Source organism: Dietzia sp. 179-F 9C3 NHS (assembly GCF_045369825.1).
Classification (GTDB): domain Bacteria; phylum Actinomycetota; class Actinomycetes; order Mycobacteriales; family Mycobacteriaceae; genus Dietzia.
This window is the reverse complement of sequence record NZ_JBIQES010000004.1, coordinates 45,119-58,232: the sequence shown is the minus strand read 5'-3', so window position 1 is coordinate 58,232 and position 13,114 is coordinate 45,119. Positions and strand designations below refer to the sequence as shown.

Genomic DNA, 13,114 nt, shown 5'->3' with positions numbered 1-13,114 from the left:
CAGCGCTCGGTCGACAGGCGGGCGACGATCGCGCCGTGTGGCCGGTGCCCGGGCCCTGTCCTGGTGTAGGGTCTCGATCACCTCGAAGTGTGCCATCCGCGTTACAGGCCCCGCTCCCGTAGCCGGCTCGGAGACACGCCCTCCCAGCGGGTGAACGATCGGGTGAACGTCGCGGTCTCCGAGTATCCGAGCTCGCGCGCCACCTCGGACACCGCCGCGCCCTGGGCGAGCAGTTCCAACGCCCTGCCATGCCGCACCTCGTCGACCAGCCTCCGGAACGACGTGCCCTCCGCGGTCAACCTCCGCCGGAGCGTGCGCTCGTCGACGTGCAGGTCGGCGGCCACATCCGCCATGGACGGCCAGTCACCCCGCTCGTGTCGCAGTCGGCTACGCACCTGCCCGGCCACACCGACGCGGGACAGCCGGGCATCCAGCACCTCCCGGCACTGCTGCTCGAACAGCCGCGCGGTGTTCTCATCCGCCTGCGGCAGCCGCTCGTCCAGGCGTTCGCGCGGGATCGCCAGCCGGTTGGTCGCGCACCGGGGAAACACGGCCGCAGGATCGAGCCGCCACGCCTCCGCCAGCAGTGCCGCGCTAGCGGGCCCGAGTGTGGTCTCGATCCCGACCAGCTGCAGGTCGATCTGCGCGCCACGAAACGCCGCCGCCAGCCCGGCCAGGTCCCGTTCCACCACGAAGGCGCGCACATCGGGCGGGATCTCGTCGTCGGAGGCGACCGCGTACACGACTCCGTCGCCCTCCTCCAGCGCGAACCGCAGGTGCGTCGGCGACAGCGCGAGGTAGGGGATCGCCCGCTCGAGCGCCGCGCGCACGGTGGGCCCGGCGAGCATCATGAACCCGATCACGCCGGTCCGTCCGATCGTCGAATACGCCCCGATGCCGGCTCCCAGGCCGGGCAGGTCCCCGAGCTCGGCCAACAGATTGCGGATCACCGCGAACTCTTGATGCGCCCAGATCTGCGCGTTCTCATCCGCGAGATCGGGCGGCTGGATTCCGGTACCGGCGAGGCACCTCGTCGTCGTCATCCCCTGCGCCACGGCGCCTTCCACCATGATCCGCACGCCCTCCGTGCCGCGCGGCACCGCCCACACGGGCGACCCCGACGACGACCGCGACGACGACAACGACGGCTCGGACATCGCCCGAACCTATCAACCCGTCCACCCACTTGTCCGGAAATGCCAACTTCCCGACCGGAAGCGCCATTCCGCCGGCGCGGATGCGTGGCTACGGTCACAGTCATGACCCCCGTCGGCTCCCCTGACACCGCCACCGACACCGGGCTCGCGGCCGAGCTCGGCGACCTCTACGTCCGCGCCAAGGCCGCGGTCGGCGCCGAGGACCTGGCGCACATCCGCAACGTCACCGCCTACGGCGAGGCGATCGATGCCCGCCGTCGCGAACTGCTGCGCGAGGGTGGCCCCCGCGCGATCCGCCGCGCCACCGCACTGGAGATGGCGTACCGCCTCATGCAGTTCTCCGAGCTCGGCCACAACATCATCCATGGCAGCTACGACCACCTGCCGGACTGCGGCGAGTACCACTCCGACCGCTACCGCTGGGACTTCAACGTCGACACCGACCAGTGGAAGACCATGCACCACGTGGGTCACCACCCCAACACCAATATCGTCGGCAAGGACCACGACCTGGGGTACAGCCTGTTCCGCGGCAGCGCCGGCCAGGACTGGTACGGCCACCACCTCGGGCAGGTCGCGATGATCTCGGCACTGGCCACGATGGCCCCGCTCGTGGCGCCGTTCTTCCTGGCGAACATCGCGCGCAAGGTCGAGGGACACGGGTTCTTCAGCTCCTACACGCTGCGGTCCCCCGCCCGGATCGCGGGTGCCGACATGCGCCGCCGATTCGTCGACGAGCCGTTCCGTTCGGGAGGCAAACCGCTGCAGACGCTCGCCGCGAACTACCTCGGTGGGGTGACCGGCTACATGTCGGTGCTGTTCCTGGTGTTCATCGAGCACCACGCCGGCGAGCTCGAGCTGTTCACCGACCCCGGCCCCGATGAGACCGCCGACCAGTACTACGAGCGTCAGATCCGTGCGACCCGCAACTTCCTGCCCAGCGCGCAGATGGACGACGCCCTCGCGCGGCTACTCGAGGAGGAGGTGCCGTTCGAGAACCGGCCCGACCTGCGCATCTTCTACGGCGGGCTGGACACGCACGTCGAGCACCACCTGTTCCCGGACCTCCCGCCGTCGATGCAGCGAAAGATCGCCCCGGAGGTCCGCGAGATCGCCGCGCGGCACGGGTTGCCCTACCACGAGACGCCGCTTCTGGAGACCGTGCCGCTCATCGCCAAGACGCTCACCGGACTGTCGGTGCCGTTCGGCGAGCGAGAGTTCTCCCGGCCCGGCGACCTGCTGCGCGATCCGGCTTCGCTCGTTCGCCGCGTCGCGGCCGGGCTGCGGTACCGGCGGCTGCCCGAGTCGCCCTACCTCGACAAGCCCCGTTTCCACAACGTGCCGGCACGGGTCGTGGCGGCCACCCCGGTCGCCGACGGGCAGGCCCTGTCGGTGCGCCTGGCTCGCCCGCGCGGGTGGGAGGACGTGCGGTGGGACGCGGGCGCGTACGTATCGGTGCGCCACAAGGTCGACGACGACGAGCTCGTCCGCCAGTACAGCCTGGTCCACGACTCGGTGGAACCGGCCGGGCCGTCCGACCTGGAGTTCTGCGTCAAGCGCGTGGCTGACGGCCGCGTCTCCAACCGGCTGAACGACACCCTGAGGCCGGGGGCCTACGTGACGCTCGTGGGCGTGCCGCAGTCCACCGGCGACTTCGCCCTGCTGACCGCGGACAACGGCGTCGGCACACCAAAGTCCCTGCACATCGCAGGTGGAGTGGGCATCACCCCGATCATCGCGCTGCTGCGCCGCCTCGCCCGCGACGCCGGCGCGGGCCCCGACTCCCCCGGCACGGACGCGACGCTGCTCTACTTCAACCGCGACGAACGCTCGATCATCTTCGAGTCCGAACTTCGTGAGCTGGCGCGCGACGCCGGGATCACGCTGCACCTGTTCACCGACGCCCCGGCCGCACGCGACGACCTGCGCACGGGCCGGCTCTGTCCGGAACTGCTGGCCGAGCTGGTGCCGGATCTGGCCGAGCGCGAGACCTACGTCTGCGCCCCGGCGGCGGTGATCGACCTGGCCCGCGGGTGGCTGGGGGAGCTGGGACAGCCCGCCGAGCGATTCCACGCCGAGTCGTTCACCGCGCCCGAGCTGGATCGGCCCGCCGACGACGGCAGCCGCTACACCGTCAGCTTTGCCCGCACCGGGACATCTGTAGAGATCGACGGCGGCACCACATTGCTGGAGGCGGCCGGGCGCGCGGGGATCCCGGTGCCCACCGGCTGCGAGCGGGGGTTGTGCAAGGCGTGCGTCACCACCAAGCTCGCCGGCACCACCAGCGCCGGGCAACCCGGTGCGCAGCAGGAGCGGATCACGGTATGCAACTCGCTGGCCTCCTCGGACATCGAGCTGGATCTGTAGATCAGTTCCACTTCCCCCGCGTGTACTGCGGCGGGTACGGGGCGTCGCGCCAGTCCAGGCCCAGCTCGGCCGCGGCCCGCTGCGGCCAGGCCGGTTCGCGCAGGGCGACGCGGCCGAGGAACACCACGTCGGCGCGGCCGTCGACCAGCAGGCTCTCGGCGTATTCCGGGTCGCTGATTAACCCCACCGCTCCGGCCAGCACCACACCGGACGCGCGGACCTCTTCGGTCAGCGGTACCTGGTAGCCCTGCTCGAGCGGCACGGGCGGCCGGTCGGGGGTGTTGGCGGCCGACGAGACGTCCACCAGGTCCACACCGTGCTCGGCCAGTCGGCCCGCCAGCCAGCGCGAGTCCTCCGGAGTCCAGCCGCCGTCGACCCAGTCCGTCGCCGAGATGCGCACGAACAGCGGTTTGCCGCCTGGCCACACCTGCCGCACGGCGTGGCAGACCTCCAGCAGCAATCGGGCCCGGTTGTCGCGCGAGCCGCCGTAGGCGTCGGTCCGCTCGTTGGACAGTGGCGACAGGAACTCGTGGAGGAGGTAGCCGTGGGCGGCGTGGATCTCCACCACGTCGAACCCGGCCTCGTCGGCGCGCCGGGCGGCATCGGCGAACGCGGTGACCACCTCACGGATCCCGGCGGCGTCCAGCGCCTCGGGGGTCGCCATGTCGCCGAACGGGATCGCCGACGGTGCGACCGTCGTCCAGCCGCCCTCGGAGACCGGCACGGAGCCGCCGGGGTAGCCGGGCCACGCCCGGTAGGTCGACGCCTTGCGCCCGGCGTGCGCCAGTTGGATTCCCATCGCCGCGCCCTGGGAGTGGACGAACTCCACGATGGGCGCCCACGCGTCCCGCTGCCGGTCGTTCCACAACCCGGCGTCCTCGGGGCTGATGCGCCCCTCCGGCACCACTGCGGACGCCTCGGCGATCAGCAGCCCGAACCCGCCCTGCGCTCGCGCGCCGAGGTGGACCAGGTGCCACGGCGTCGGCACGCCGTCGCGGTCCTCGCACGAGTACTGGCACATCGGGGACAGCCACGCCCGGTTACGGATTTCGAGGTCACGGATGCGGATCGGTTCGAAGAGCAACGCCATTCCCGCGATTAAACCCCACCCGGGCCGCCGCGCCGCCGGCCCCCGGTCACCGGGGAGGTCAACCCCGATCCGATCGGCCACACACGGCGCCTCGGACTAGCGTGGAGGTCATGGCAGATCCGCATCACGCCCCCTCCGGCCTCACCCACCTCGACCCCGAGGGCCGCGTGCGGATGGTCGACGTCGGCGACAAGGCCGTGACTACGCGCACCGCTACCGCCGAGGGCGTCTTCCGCACGCGCCCGGAGGTGGTGACGATGGTCACGGGCGACGTGCTCGGCAAGGCGGATGCCCTGGCCACCGCGCGCCTGGCCGGCATCGGGGCCGCCAAGAAGACGTCCGAGCTCATCCCGCTGTGCCACCAGATCCCGCTCGACTCGGTGAAGGTGCATTTCGACCTCGACGAGGAGTCCGGCGAGATCCTCGTCGGCGCCACCGCCAGGACGACCGGTCGGACGGGCGTGGAGATGGAGGCGCTCACCGCTGTGTCGGTCGCGGGGCTCACACTGCACGACATGGTCAAGGCGGTCGACCCGCTCGCCCGGATGGACGGGGTCAGGCTCCTCGAGAAGACCGGCGGCAAGCGCGGCCACTGGACCCGGGAAGCGGGGTCGGAGGACCTCGCCGTCGACCGGGCTCACGACCCCGTGGGGCGTACCGGGGTCGTGGTGGTCTCGTCCACCGCGGCCGCGCGCGGCGAGCGCGAGGACACCACCGGCCCCGCGATCGAGGCGTGGCTCCTCGAGCGCGGTTTCGGCCCCGTCGAGGTCCACGTGGTGGCCGACGCCGACATCACCGGCGCCGTCACCGAACACGTCCGGCGTGCGCCCACCGCGCTGATCACCACGGGAGGCACCGGCGTCGCCCCCGACGATCGCACTCCGGAAGCCACCGCACCGCACCTCACGGTGGAGCTGCCGGGCGTGGCCGAGGCGATGCGGGCAAAGGGGCTGCGCTCCACCCCCACGGCGGCGATGAGCCGTGGCCTCGCCGGCTTCGCCGGACGTACTCTGGTCGTGAACCTCCCGGGATCCACGGGCGGCGTCCGCGACGGACTGGCGGTGCTCGACGACCTGCTGGACCATCTGCTCGACGTGCATGCCCGGGGCGGCGGCCACTAGCGACCGCCCGCCCTCCCCGGGACCGTCCCGCTGGGAGGAGGCGCCGTGCCCAGCTTGTGTGCTCTCGCGCGGATCGACGAAGCCGTGCTCGATCCGCGAGCGGTGGAGGAGGCCGTCTGGAGTCCCTCCGACGGCGCGGTCGTCACCTTCTCCGGCGTGGTCCGCAACCACGATTCCGGCCGCGAGGTGCTCGAGATCGAGTACTCCGCGCACCCCACCGCCCCCGAGACCCTCGCGCGGCTGTGCGACCTGGTGGCGCACGAGCACACATCGCCCAAGACCGAAGACGGCGAGCCCGTCGATCCGATGCGCAGCGTGCGCGTGGGCGTGGCGCACCGGGTGGGCACGCTCGCGGTGGGCGAGGTCGCCGTGGTCGTGGTAGCCGTGGCGCCACACCGCGATGCGGCCTTCGCCGCGTGCGAGGACCTCATCCACCGGATCAAGCACGGCGTGCCCGTCTGGAAGCGTCAGCGGTTCACCGACGGCGTCTCGGAGTGGGTGGGTATCAACGAGTGTTGATCAGCCATGCGGCGCCTACCGCCTACCCCAGCCGCGTGCCCACCCACTCGGCGAGCACCCGGGCGCACGCGTCCACCCCCTCGGTCCACGTGGAGCCCGCGGACTCATCGGCCGGGTCGGAGACGTGCTTGACCAGGCGCGTCGGCAGGCCGAACGCCGCCCCGGCCGCCGCGACGGCGTAGCCCTCCATGTCCACGAGGTCGGCGACCCCGGCCAGCCGGTCGCGCAGCGGGCCGCCGGCCACGAAGCTGTCGCCGGTCGTGAGCACGGGCGCGGCGGCGCCACCGGGCGCGCGGGGCGGGGGCGCCGCCTCGGGGACCACGGCGTTCGTCGGGGAGAGCGTCAGCGGCGGGCCGTCGTGGCGGCCGGTGACGGCATGGAGGGCGACGTCGTCGAAATCGTGTTGGAACACCGTCACGATCTCGTGCGTGCCCTCCACACCGGGATGCAGCCCGCCGGCGGTGCCCACGTTGACCAGTTCGCGCGGGCGCACCCCGCCGCCGAGGACGTGTGCCACAGCGAGCGCGGCACGGACCTTGCCCACGCCGGTGACCAGCACGGGGAAGTCGGTGACGAAGTGCCGCGCCTCCTGCTCGAGGGCCACCACGACGAGGGGGTGCGCCGCGTCGACGCGTCCGAGGAGTTCCACGCCCGCCCACGCTAGTCCGCCGCCCCGCGCGGTTGTGCACCACCCGCGATGGCACAACACCTGCTGGGCAACGGCCGAGAGGACCCCGAGCTGGTGTTGTGCAAACCGGGGAGGCGGGCGGCGGAGGCAGGCGCGCCACGCAGGCGAGCCACGCAGGCGCGCGGCCAGGTCAGTCGCCGGGCCCCAGCGGCAGGCGGGCCACCACCTCGTGCCGGGCGCGCCCGCCACGGGCCTCACCGAGAAAGGAATCGACGAGCGCGATCTCCTCGACCGACCACGGGCTGCTCGCGAACGTCTCCAGCACGCGCAGCCACCGGGTGGCGTCGGTGTTCCCACGCAGCCGGGCCAGGGTGAGGTGCGGACGGAACCGGGCGCCGTCGGGGGCCCCGCCGACGGCGTTGGCGGCGTTCCGGGTGGACGTGGCCAGGGCCCGCAGGCGGCCGACCTCGTCGTCGTCACCGGCGCCCCGGACCCCCGCCCACAGCACGCGCGGCCGGTCGACGGAGGGGAAGGCACCCGCGCCGGCCAGGCGCAGGCGGAACGGCTCGTGGCGGCGGGCGGCGGCGGCGAGGCGGTCGGCGAACTCCTCGATGCGCCACTCGTCCACGTCCGGGCAGAACGCCAGGGTGAGGTGCCACTGCGAGGGCGCCGTCCAGGTGAGGCCGGGCCGCGGTTCGAGGAAGCGCTCGAGCTCGTCGCGCACCTCCTCCGGTGGCAGGACCGCCACGAACATCCGGTGCCCCATGGCAGGCCAGGGTACCCGCAGGATCACACCCCGCCGAGCCACAGCCCGCCGAGCCACAGCCCGAGCAGCGCGGCCAGGACGGTCGCGAGCATCGTGGCCACCGCGTACGCCAGGCCGGTGCCGCGGTCGCCGGCGCGGGCCAACCGGATCGCGTCGTGGCTCGCGGTGGAGAACGTGGTGTAGCCGCCGAGGACTCCGGTGCCGAACAGGGCGAGCAGGGTGGCCGAACCGCTGCCCGGCGCGGAGCCGGCCGCAGCGCCCCCCGCCGGGTCCGTCAGCGCACCCACGAGTAAACCCAACAGCAGGGAGCCGGAGACGTTGACGACGAGGGTGGCCAACGGGAATGGCCGTCGCCACCGGGCCGTCACCGCCACGTCCACCGCGTAGCGCAGCGCCGCCCCCATCCCGCCGCCGAGGGCCGCCCAACCGACGAGCGCCGCGCTCACGCCCCGGCCCCCCGCCCCGGCCCGGCGTGCGCGCGCCCGTGCCCCGTACCGATCCGGCCGCCCAGCAAGATCCCGCCGAGCGTGGCCACCGCGCCCAGCAACAGTGTGACGACGGCGTAGGCCACCGCCGTGACGGTGTCGCCGCCCCGCAGCAGCTCCGCGCCCTGCACGGCGACAGCCGAGTAGGTGGTGAAGCCGCCGCAGAAGCCGGTCCCCAGCAGTAGTCGCGCGGCGCCGAGCCGGCCCTCGTAGCCGCGCGCCCCGCCGCCGGAGAGCGCCTCGAGCAGCACGGCCAGCCCGAGCGCGCCCAGCACGTTGACGACGAGGGTGGCCACGAGCGGCGCGCCGGGCAGCGCGAGGGCAACTGTCTCGCGCAGCGCCGAGCCGGCGGCACCGCCCAGGGCCACCAGCGCCACGGCGGCCGGAGTGGGGATCACCGCGTGGCTCACACCGCGAGCCCGGCCTCCAGGGCGGCGTCGAGCGCCTGCCGGTCTCCGGACACCTCGAGGTCGGGAGCGTCGGCGCGGACGCGGCCCCACAGCAACAGCGCGAGGGTCTCCGGCGGGCCGGCCACCTCGACCTCGGGGGCGCCGTCCTCGCCGGGGATCGTCCACTCGAGGTCCCCGCCGGCGCCCGGGTCGGCCGACCCCACCGGCTCGGCCCCCGTGGACAGCCCCTCCGGGGCGTGCAGCACGGCGCGCAGTCGCAGCGTCACCGGCGGCGCACCCTTGGCCATCGCCATGAGCGGGCGCAGGGCACCACAGAACTCGTCGATCGTGTCCACGGCCACGTCCTCCGGCAGCGGGGTGGTGGCGGCGTCGCCGCCGAGCGCCTCCTCGAGATCCCAGCGGTGGACGGCGGTCTCGTGGAGCTGTCGGCGCAGCCAGTACGCGGCCTCGCCGGGGCCGGAGAAGGTCCAGGCGGGCGCCGCGGGGTTGGCGGCGGCGAAGGTCGCGAGCATTTCCCCGGCCTTCCCCGCGTACCAGTCGGCCAGGGCGGCGGCACCCTCGGTGGCGGGCGGGGCCGACTCCATGACCTCGCGCATCCCGCGGGCGCGCGAGCCGGGGTCGGCGGCGCGGACATTGGCGCCGCCCCGCCAGTTGGCGGTGCCCAGGTGGACGACGAGGTCGCGGGCGTCCCAGCCGGAGCACTCGGTGACGGGCGCGGCCAGGTCCGTGGCGTCGTCGGTGAGGGCGAACCGCACGAGGCCGGCCTGGGCCTCGAGTGCGTCGAGCAGCCGCTCGCGGGTGAGTCGTCCGGTCATGCACGCGTCCCTTCGTCGGAGGTCCGCATCGATCCTCCCCCGGCGCGGCGCGCGGCGAAGTCGATCTGGCGACCCGCGTTGGACACGGCTACCACGGCGCCGGCTCCGAAGATGCCGTCGCGGTCATAGAGGGTGGCGGTGCCCACGGCCACACCGGCGTCGCTGAGGTGTTCATCGGCCTCGAGCCCCAGGTCGCCGGAGCGGGGCAACCGGGCCAGCGTGAGGGTGAGGTCGGCGTTGATGAACCCGATGCCCTCCGACCCCCAGTGCGTCATGAGGCTCGTCGACTCGGCGAGCATCGCAGCGCGCTGGAACGGGGTGGCCGGCTCGGCGTCGACCACGTCGAGGGGGTGGTGCCAGAAGCGCTTGCGACCCGGCCCCTGCTGTGCGCCCATGTCGGTGGACCACGGTTCCGGGGCGGTGTCGCTTCCGAAGTAGGGGCGCGAGCCCGCCACGAGCGGCTCGACCTCCGCGGCGGCCGGGACCTCGGGCACCCGGCCGGACCGCCATACCTCGCCGGGCGGCTGCTCACCGCGGCGGAGCTGCACGAGCGTGGCGCGCGCGACGGTTACCTCGCCCTGGACCACCCGGGCGTCGGCCACGCGGATGCGGTTGCCCTCGCGCACCGCCTCGGTGGTCACGGTGAGCGGCACGAGAGCGACGGGGGCGAAGAGGTCGACGGTGAGGCGCGCCGGCTGGAAGCCGTCGACCCCGTGGTGGAGTTCGAGCGAGCGCGCCACGGCCGCCACCGCCGCCGGGCCGTTGAGCATGGTGTCCGACCAGGCGCTGCGCGCGTAGCGGGTCGGGACGTACACGCCGCCGGGGTCGAGGGTGAAAAACGCCGTTGTGCTCACACCGCGCCCGCCGCCGCGGCCTCGGCGCCCGCATCACCAGCCGTCCACGAGCGCAGGATCGCGGCGAGCTGGGTCTCGAAGTACTGCTCGGCACTCGGCGACTCGCGCCACACGCTCAGCTCGAGCGAGACGATCCCGTGCAGCGAGGCCCAGATCGCAGTGGCCGCCTCGTGCACGTCGACCGCCCGGAAGATCCCCTCGTCGACCAGCGCGTCCACGATCTCCAGCAGCGGCTCGCGCCACTGCGGCCCGCGCGCGCCCAGGTCCCCGCGGGGCCCCGGCACGGGCTCGCCCACGATGAGCCCGTAGAGGCCCTGGTGCTCGATCGCCCACCGGCGGTACGCGCGGCACAGGGCCCGCATGTCGGATTCCACGCTGTCGTGCCGCAGCGCCCCACGCAGAGCCTCGGCGAGCTGCCGGTCGGCGTCCTCCGCCACCGCTGCGAGCAGCCCGGCCTTGCCGCCGAACATCGTGTAGATGGCGGTGGTCGAGGTGCCCTGCGACGCGGCGAGCGGCCGCAGCCCGAGCTTGTCCGGCCCCGCCTCGACGAGCCGGCGAGTCGCCTCGGCGAGGATTCCGCGCCGCAGCGCGTCGTCGTAGGGGACGTGGGTCGCCGGACGGGTGGGGCTCGGTGCGGTCTCGCGCGCGGGTGTCGGGGTCACCCCGGCAGGGTATGACGACGAGGTCGCGGTCGCCGTGATGACGCCGTGGCGTGTCGGCGAACCGGCCCCCCGCAACGGTGTCCGACCTGTGACGACGTCGTCGCCACCCGCCCGCAGCCCCGTCACGCGGCTCTGAACCCCACGGGTCGGCACTGGTGTGCGTCGGGGTCAGTTGGCCTCGGCGTAGGCGGCCATGACCGTGGCCGGGATGCGGCCCCGCTCGGAGACCTCGTACCCGTTCTCCCGGGCCCACGCGCGGACCGCCTTGGTGTCCACGCCCGAGCCCTTGGCGGAGCTCTTGCGGGCGGTCCGGCGGCGCGTGGTGGCGCCCACCCGCTGGGCGGCGTCGATATACGGGGCGATGGCCTCGCGGAAGGCCTCGGCGTTCTCGTCACTCAGGTCGATCGAGTATTCGCGACCGTCGAAGGCGAACGCGATGGTATTGGCCTCGGCGCCGAGTTCGGTGCCGTCGATATCGTCGATGTACTGGACCTGGTACTGCTGCGCCATGATTTCTCCCCTGAATTAGCCGAATGATTCGCCCGTCATTATGCACGAGTATTCACGGCGCAGGCGAAGGGAACTCGAATGGCGCAATTCGCCGATAATGGCCGCCTAATGTGAACCGGGGATATTCCCGGAATTCTCCCGATATCGCCGCGCGATCAGATCGACGATCTCCGGATGCGCGCCCAGCGGCGCCGAGGTCACGTCCCCGCCCGCGGCGGCGAGCCGGGCGGCGAAGAACCCCGGGGCCAGCAGGTGCGAGGCCACGGCCACGCGCCGGTGGCCGTCGCGGCGCAGCGCGGCCACCGCGTCCGCGACGGACGGCTCCGCGGCCGTGGCGAACGCGGGCACCACGGGGACCCCGAGCAGCCCGCCGAGCGTCCCGGCGAGCGCCGCGGTCTCCGCGCGCGAGTCCGCGTCCCGGCTCCCGGCCGCGCCCAGGACCACCGCGTCCGCCCCGAACGCCCCCACCCCGCCGGCCTCCGCGAGCCGCTGCACCAGCGCGCGCACCACCTCCGGTTCCGCCCCGAGATGCGGCGTGAGCGCCACCGGGCCTGGCGCCTCCCGCACCGCCCCACCCACATCCTCCGACACGTGGTAGCCGCGGGCGAGGAACGCCGGGACGACCACCGTCGGCACGGCGTCCGCCAGCACCCGCTGCGGGGCGGGCGACTGCACGTCCACCCAGGCGAGGCGGCACGCCGCGCCGTCGAGCCGCTTACGGGTCTCCAGCAGGAGCCGACACAACTCGCCGCGTCCCGCCCCGGAACGGGTCCCGTGGGCCACCAGAAGGAGCCGCGGCCGCCCGCCGCTCTCGCGGGCCCGCCTCGTCGTCATCCCCCGGGTCATCCCCCGAGCATGCCGGAACCGGGGCGCGGTCCGCCGAATCGCCGTGCGTTTCCGCAGCCGCTCGGCGACGATGGGGAGATGAAGAGCAGGAACCCGCGTCGTCGCCGCCCCGAGGTGACAGTGGAGAACGCGGCCGCAGTGTACGAGTTCTACGGGCCGGGCCGCCGGCGCGACGCGTTCACCCACCCCGTGCTGCGCCTCGCCGACCTGCTCTACGCGCCCGAGGTGCGGATCCCGCCCGCGGTGGAGGCCGAGATCCACCGGCTACACGAGGCCGGTGTGGGGATCATCGTGGCCGCCAACCACCCCTCGATCCACGACCCGCTCCTCCTCGCCACCGCCGTGTGGGACCGCCGTGTGCGATTCCTCTCCGACGGCACCGGGCTCACCAAGGACCCCTTGTTCCGGGGCCCGCTGCGGCCGCTGTTCGAATACACCGGCACGGTTCCCGTCTTCCGCGCCAAGAACTACCTCGACTCCCCGCCGGAATTCCACGACGACGCCTCGCGCCGCCTCATCCAGCTGTGCGTGGACCGGATCGTGGCCGGCGGCGTGGTGCTGACCTTCGTCGAGGGCACCAACTCCTCCACCGACGACCTGCGCACGCTGCGCCTGGAGTCGGTCAAGAAGGGCGTGGGGCAGATGGTCGGGGGCACCCGCGCGGCCGGCCGTCCGGTGGCGGTGGTCCCGGTGGCGATCGCCTACCAGGGCCGCGAGCACGCCAGGACCCCGCCGCGGCGGGCCGTTGTCGCGCTGGGCGCTCCGATCCTGTGGGACGAGCCGGGGCCGAGGCCGTCGATCGACCAGGTGCGCGCCGCGGTCCGCGACGGCATCGACGCCGTCCTCGACGAGGCCTGGCGACCGCGCCGCTGAGCCTGTGTTGT

15 protein-coding genes are annotated in these 13,114 nt (G+C 73.5%); 4 read left to right on the top strand and 11 right to left on the bottom strand.

Annotation, left to right across the window (positions count from 1 at the left end):
- Nucleotides 1–101 precede the first annotated feature (101 nt).
- Nucleotides 102–1,157, bottom strand: coding sequence for an AraC family transcriptional regulator ligand-binding domain-containing protein (locus tag ACH0BZ_RS06580; protein ID WP_406897190.1), 1,056 nt, complete (start codon nucleotides 1,155–1,157; stop codon nucleotides 102–104).
- A 102-nt stretch (nucleotides 1,158–1,259) separates the two neighbouring features.
- On the opposite strand from ACH0BZ_RS06580, the gene ACH0BZ_RS06575 reads away from it, so the two are divergent.
- Entirely contained in the window at nucleotides 1,260–3,524 is a 2,265-nt protein-coding gene (locus ACH0BZ_RS06575; RefSeq protein WP_406897189.1) for a fatty acid desaturase, read from the top strand.
- Nucleotide 3,525: 1 nt separating this feature from the next.
- Here ACH0BZ_RS06575 and ACH0BZ_RS06570 read toward each other — a convergent pair whose 3' ends face one another.
- Complete coding sequence (locus ACH0BZ_RS06570; protein ID WP_406897188.1) at nucleotides 3,526–4,614, bottom strand: NADH:flavin oxidoreductase/NADH oxidase; 1,089 nt, start codon at nucleotides 4,612–4,614, stop codon at nucleotides 3,526–3,528.
- Nucleotides 4,615–4,724: 110 nt separating this feature from the next.
- Between ACH0BZ_RS06570 and moaCB the strand changes: the two genes are divergently transcribed.
- Entirely contained in the window at nucleotides 4,725–5,735 is a 1,011-nt protein-coding gene (moaCB, locus tag ACH0BZ_RS06565; protein WP_406897187.1) for a bifunctional molybdenum cofactor biosynthesis protein MoaC/MoaB, read from the top strand.
- A gap of 45 nt (nucleotides 5,736–5,780) precedes the next feature.
- Complete coding sequence (locus tag ACH0BZ_RS06560) at nucleotides 5,781–6,254, top strand: molybdenum cofactor biosynthesis protein MoaE (RefSeq protein ID WP_406897186.1); 474 nt, start codon at nucleotides 5,781–5,783, stop codon at nucleotides 6,252–6,254.
- Between the two features lie 22 nt (nucleotides 6,255–6,276).
- Here the strand turns inward: ACH0BZ_RS06560 and ACH0BZ_RS06555 are convergent, their stop codons facing one another.
- From ACH0BZ_RS06555 to ACH0BZ_RS06515, 9 genes are all read right to left on the bottom strand, one after another.
- Nucleotides 6,277–6,903, bottom strand: coding sequence for a nucleosidase (locus ACH0BZ_RS06555; protein WP_406897185.1), 627 nt, complete (start codon nucleotides 6,901–6,903; stop codon nucleotides 6,277–6,279).
- A 169-nt stretch (nucleotides 6,904–7,072) separates the two neighbouring features.
- Nucleotides 7,073–7,648 (bottom strand): RNA 2',3'-cyclic phosphodiesterase, encoded by a 576-nt coding sequence (gene thpR / locus ACH0BZ_RS06550; protein WP_406897184.1) that lies wholly within the window; start codon nucleotides 7,646–7,648, stop codon nucleotides 7,073–7,075.
- A 23-nt stretch (nucleotides 7,649–7,671) separates the two neighbouring features.
- Nucleotides 7,672–8,094: a fluoride efflux transporter FluC gene (locus tag ACH0BZ_RS06545; RefSeq protein ID WP_406897183.1), complete on the bottom strand. Its 423-nt coding sequence runs from the start codon at nucleotides 8,092–8,094 to the stop codon at nucleotides 7,672–7,674.
- A complete protein-coding gene (locus ACH0BZ_RS06540; protein WP_406897182.1) occupies nucleotides 8,091–8,531 on the bottom strand; it encodes a fluoride efflux transporter FluC in 441 nt (146 codons plus the stop codon). The genes ACH0BZ_RS06545 and ACH0BZ_RS06540 overlap by 4 nt, the downstream gene beginning before the upstream one ends.
- Before the next feature lie 8 nt (nucleotides 8,532–8,539).
- Complete coding sequence (locus ACH0BZ_RS06535; RefSeq protein ID WP_406897181.1) at nucleotides 8,540–9,358, bottom strand: maleylpyruvate isomerase family mycothiol-dependent enzyme; 819 nt, start codon at nucleotides 9,356–9,358, stop codon at nucleotides 8,540–8,542.
- Complete coding sequence (locus ACH0BZ_RS06530) at nucleotides 9,355–10,212, bottom strand: acyl-CoA thioesterase domain-containing protein (protein ID WP_406897180.1); 858 nt, start codon at nucleotides 10,210–10,212, stop codon at nucleotides 9,355–9,357. Before ACH0BZ_RS06530 ends, ACH0BZ_RS06535 begins: the two co-directional genes overlap by 4 nt.
- On the bottom strand, nucleotides 10,209–10,874 hold the full coding sequence (locus ACH0BZ_RS06525) for a TetR/AcrR family transcriptional regulator (protein ID WP_406897179.1): 666 nt from the start codon (nucleotides 10,872–10,874) through the stop codon (nucleotides 10,209–10,211). Before ACH0BZ_RS06525 ends, ACH0BZ_RS06530 begins: the two co-directional genes overlap by 4 nt.
- A gap of 168 nt (nucleotides 10,875–11,042) precedes the next feature.
- The gene (locus ACH0BZ_RS06520) at nucleotides 11,043–11,384 is read right to left on the bottom strand and encodes an Lsr2 family protein (protein ID WP_406897178.1); all 342 of its coding nucleotides are present in this window, start codon (nucleotides 11,382–11,384) and stop codon (nucleotides 11,043–11,045) included.
- A gap of 105 nt (nucleotides 11,385–11,489) precedes the next feature.
- On the bottom strand, nucleotides 11,490–12,218 hold the full coding sequence (locus ACH0BZ_RS06515; RefSeq protein ID WP_406897177.1) for a sirohydrochlorin chelatase: 729 nt from the start codon (nucleotides 12,216–12,218) through the stop codon (nucleotides 11,490–11,492).
- A gap of 90 nt (nucleotides 12,219–12,308) precedes the next feature.
- Here ACH0BZ_RS06515 and ACH0BZ_RS06510 point away from each other — a divergent pair, with 90 nt between their 5' ends.
- Nucleotides 12,309–13,103 carry a lysophospholipid acyltransferase family protein gene (locus ACH0BZ_RS06510; protein WP_406897176.1) on the top strand — a complete coding sequence of 265 codons (795 nt, stop codon included), beginning with the start codon at nucleotides 12,309–12,311 and terminating at the stop codon, nucleotides 13,101–13,103.
- Nucleotides 13,104–13,114 lie beyond the last annotated feature (11 nt).

What these genes read in the sequence shown, in the direction of transcription:
- ACH0BZ_RS06580 (WP_406897190.1), bottom strand. Translation starts at nt 1,157, where the DNA reads ATGTCCGAGCCGTCGTTGTCGTCGTCGCGGTCGTCGTCGGGGTCGCCC.
- ACH0BZ_RS06575 (WP_406897189.1), top strand. Translation starts at nt 1,260, where the DNA reads ATGACCCCCGTCGGCTCCCCTGACACCGCCACCGACACCGGGCTCGCG.
- ACH0BZ_RS06570 (WP_406897188.1), bottom strand. Translation starts at nt 4,614, where the DNA reads ATGGCGTTGCTCTTCGAACCGATCCGCATCCGTGACCTCGAAATCCGT.
- moaCB (WP_406897187.1), top strand. Translation starts at nt 4,725, where the DNA reads ATGGCAGATCCGCATCACGCCCCCTCCGGCCTCACCCACCTCGACCCC.
- thpR (WP_406897184.1), bottom strand. Translation starts at nt 7,648, where the DNA reads ATGGGGCACCGGATGTTCGTGGCGGTCCTGCCACCGGAGGAGGTGCGC.
- ACH0BZ_RS06535 (WP_406897181.1), bottom strand. Translation starts at nt 9,358, where the DNA reads ATGACCGGACGACTCACCCGCGAGCGGCTGCTCGACGCACTCGAGGCC.
- ACH0BZ_RS06520 (WP_406897178.1), bottom strand. Translation starts at nt 11,384, where the DNA reads ATGGCGCAGCAGTACCAGGTCCAGTACATCGACGATATCGACGGCACC.
- ACH0BZ_RS06515 (WP_406897177.1), bottom strand. Translation starts at nt 12,218, where the DNA reads ATGACGACGAGGCGGGCCCGCGAGAGCGGCGGGCGGCCGCGGCTCCTT.
- ACH0BZ_RS06510 (WP_406897176.1), top strand. Translation starts at nt 12,309, where the DNA reads ATGAAGAGCAGGAACCCGCGTCGTCGCCGCCCCGAGGTGACAGTGGAG.